Consider the following 2,581-nt stretch of genomic DNA (forward strand, 5'->3'; position numbering starts at 1 on the left):
GGAAGCTGCCCGTCTTCGGGACGAAATTAAAATGTTACAGGAAAAGGTAAAAGACAAGGATTAAAATTTATTTTTAAGTAAAGCGCTGAATATTAAATTATTAATTTATCTTGATCTGCCCTTTCCCTAAACTTAACTGAAGTGTATGCTAAATCCATCACTTTATGAAGACTTCTTTTTTACTGTTGTTAATTATTTTCCCTTGTTTGCTGTTTGCCCAGGTGGGAATTGGTACCACCACACCAAAAGCACAATTAGATATTGTTGCTTCAAATAATGCAAGTCCAAATCCCATAGATGGCATCCTTATTCCCAGGATCGAAAGATTTCCGGCTACCAATCCGGGACACGATCAAAACGGATTGTTGGTTTTTCTGAATAAGAATATTCCCGGCTTTCCGTCTGGATTTTATTACTGGAACGTCGATTCCGGCAGCTGGAAAACATTGGCCGGTAGTACAGGCTCTATGTCATCAGACTTTTATAAAACCGGTACCACTACCAGCGCTGGCAATATTACAGATGCCGTTTTCCGTGAAGGAAATATTGGGATTGGTACCAGCCAGATTTCCTCTAAACTACAGATCGCCATTCCCTCCGGAAAAGATTTGAACATCAAGAAACCTCTGGAGATCGATAATAATAATTCGGCCACAGATAACCTTGCGACCTACGGTATTGTAAGTGACAACAGAAGCTCTACCAATGGCATTAAATACGGAATAAAATCTAATGTAGGTGGAAGCGGTACAGGAATTCACTACGGAATCTTTAATGAAACCTACCAAAATTCTGGCACCAACGACATCTACGGAATTTACAACCGGATTGGTCGCACCTTTGGAGCAAGAAGCAACAATTACGGAATTTACAATGAAGTTGGAAGTACTCAGGGAGTAGGAAACATCTACGGAATTTATAGCGTAGCTTATGGTGACCGCAATGCAAATGTTTTTGCCGGTTATTTTGCAGGGAGAGTGGGAATTGGCGCCACTCCCGAAACAGACTACTCGTTACCCGATAGCAGAGGACTGGAAAATCAGGTCTTGGTTACAGACAAAAGTGGTGTAGTAAGCTGGAAACATTCAAATTTTTCCAATTATATTTCCACTGAAAGTACTACGGGAGATTACGTAATTGGCGAAGAAGCCGGCACCCTAAGAATAAATAATCAGGTATCGGGAATCGTAATTCCAAGAGCTTCAGAAAATAAAGGGAGAAAGATCGTGCTATCCGGGTGGCCGGGAACAGGAGTTAAAAACCTGATCTTCCTGGGAAGTGATAACCTGCTCGACATTTCTACTAATAACACGGTAACCACAATTCAGGGAGGAAAAACTTACGAAATCCAAAGTGCCGGAAATAGGTGGATACTGCTTTTCAATCAGTAAATTCAACAAGTACTTAGTATCATTTTCGGAACAGGGCAGGTTTGAAAAATAAAAAAAGCACCCGATTAGGTGCTTTTTTTCAGTAATTCAAGACCAACAAATCTTAAGAAATTTCGATTAAACGCTTGGCCTGTACCTTAGCTTCCTCACGTTTAGGAAGAGCAATTTCAAGAACCCCATCATTGTAAGAGGCAGAAATCTTACCGCTATCTACAGATTCCGGTAAACTAAAAGCTCTTTTAAAAGTGCTGTAACTAAACTCTCTTCGGGTATATCTTCCTTGTTTTTCAGAAGATTCTTTTTCCTTCTTCTCTTCAGAAGAAATAGTAAGAACATCATTATCTAATTCGATATTGAAATCTTCCTTCTTCTTTCCGGGAGCGGCTACAGATACAGCAAAACCATCTTCATCTTCCCCGATGTTCACTGCAGGAATGCTGGTTCCAATACTGTTTACGTTAGTAGTTCCTCCTAACCAATCAGTTTTAAACATATCGTCAAAAACTGATGGCAGCCAGTTGGCATCGTTTGTTTTAATTAAACTCATGATTTTTATTTTTTAAGGTTGTACTTTTAATTTTTCATAGATTTATTAGCAATTCAGATTCCAAACCTAAAAACAAGCCATTGTGTCGCATTTAGCTCAATTATACCTGTCATTTAGGCAGATAATATATCGTTAATCGATGTTGAAGCTTTCTATAAGTCGATAATTGTCGTTTTTGAGGCATTACTTTAAAAGATGAGAGAGGAAAGAAAGAGAGAAAATTTTCGTACTTCCCACTTCTCACCTCGTATTTAAAATGTAGATAACTGCCATTTTCAAGGCAATCCTCAGATAAAGAAAAGAGAAAAAGGAATTTTCGTACTTCTAACTTCTCACCTCGTACTTCAAAAGGTCAATAACTGGCATTTTTAAGGTTGCTCTTTAAAATGAAACTCCTAAATCGTGAAATTTAATTTGAAATTTAAAAACCAGAACAATATTTCCCCATTTCGGAAAAGAATAAATTAAATTTGCAGCATGGGACTAACAAATAATGACATTTTTAAAAAATTAAGGGTAGCTCACAAATTTCGTGATGACGATATTGTGCAAATTTGCGCCCTCGTGGATTTTAAAGTTACAAAAAGTGAATTGGGAGCTATTTTCAGAAAAGAAGATCATCCCAAGTACGTGGAATGCGGCG

3 protein-coding genes are annotated in these 2,581 nt (G+C 38.0%); 2 read left to right on the forward strand and 1 reads right to left on the reverse strand.

Annotated features, from left to right (window positions below; translation table 11 throughout):
- The first annotated feature begins 164 nt into the window (after positions 1–164).
- The gene (locus tag RM529_RS16820) at positions 165–1,391 is read left to right on the forward strand and encodes a phage tail-like protein (RefSeq protein ID WP_311485912.1); all 1,227 of its coding nucleotides are present in this window, start codon (positions 165–167) and stop codon (positions 1,389–1,391) included.
- Between the two features lie 103 nt (positions 1,392–1,494).
- Here RM529_RS16820 and RM529_RS16825 read toward each other — a convergent pair whose 3' ends face one another.
- Positions 1,495–1,938, reverse strand: coding sequence for an Hsp20/alpha crystallin family protein (locus RM529_RS16825; protein ID WP_311485913.1), 444 nt, complete (start codon positions 1,936–1,938; stop codon positions 1,495–1,497).
- Between the two features lie 477 nt (positions 1,939–2,415).
- Here RM529_RS16825 and RM529_RS16830 point away from each other — a divergent pair.
- A partial coding sequence (locus tag RM529_RS16830; RefSeq protein ID WP_311485914.1) for a DUF1456 family protein occupies positions 2,416–2,581 on the forward strand: 166 nt, incomplete at its 3' end.

The organism is Autumnicola edwardsiae, assembly GCF_031846505.1.
GTDB lineage: Bacteria > Bacteroidota > Bacteroidia > Flavobacteriales > Flavobacteriaceae > Autumnicola > Autumnicola edwardsiae.

Bases quoted from the DNA above. Each gene is read 5' to 3' on its own strand.
- RM529_RS16820 (WP_311485912.1), top strand. From the start codon at position 165: ATGAAGACTTCTTTTTTACTGTTGTTAATTATTTTCCCTTGTTTGCTG.
- RM529_RS16825 (WP_311485913.1), bottom strand. From the start codon at position 1,938: ATGAGTTTAATTAAAACAAACGATGCCAACTGGCTGCCATCAGTTTTT.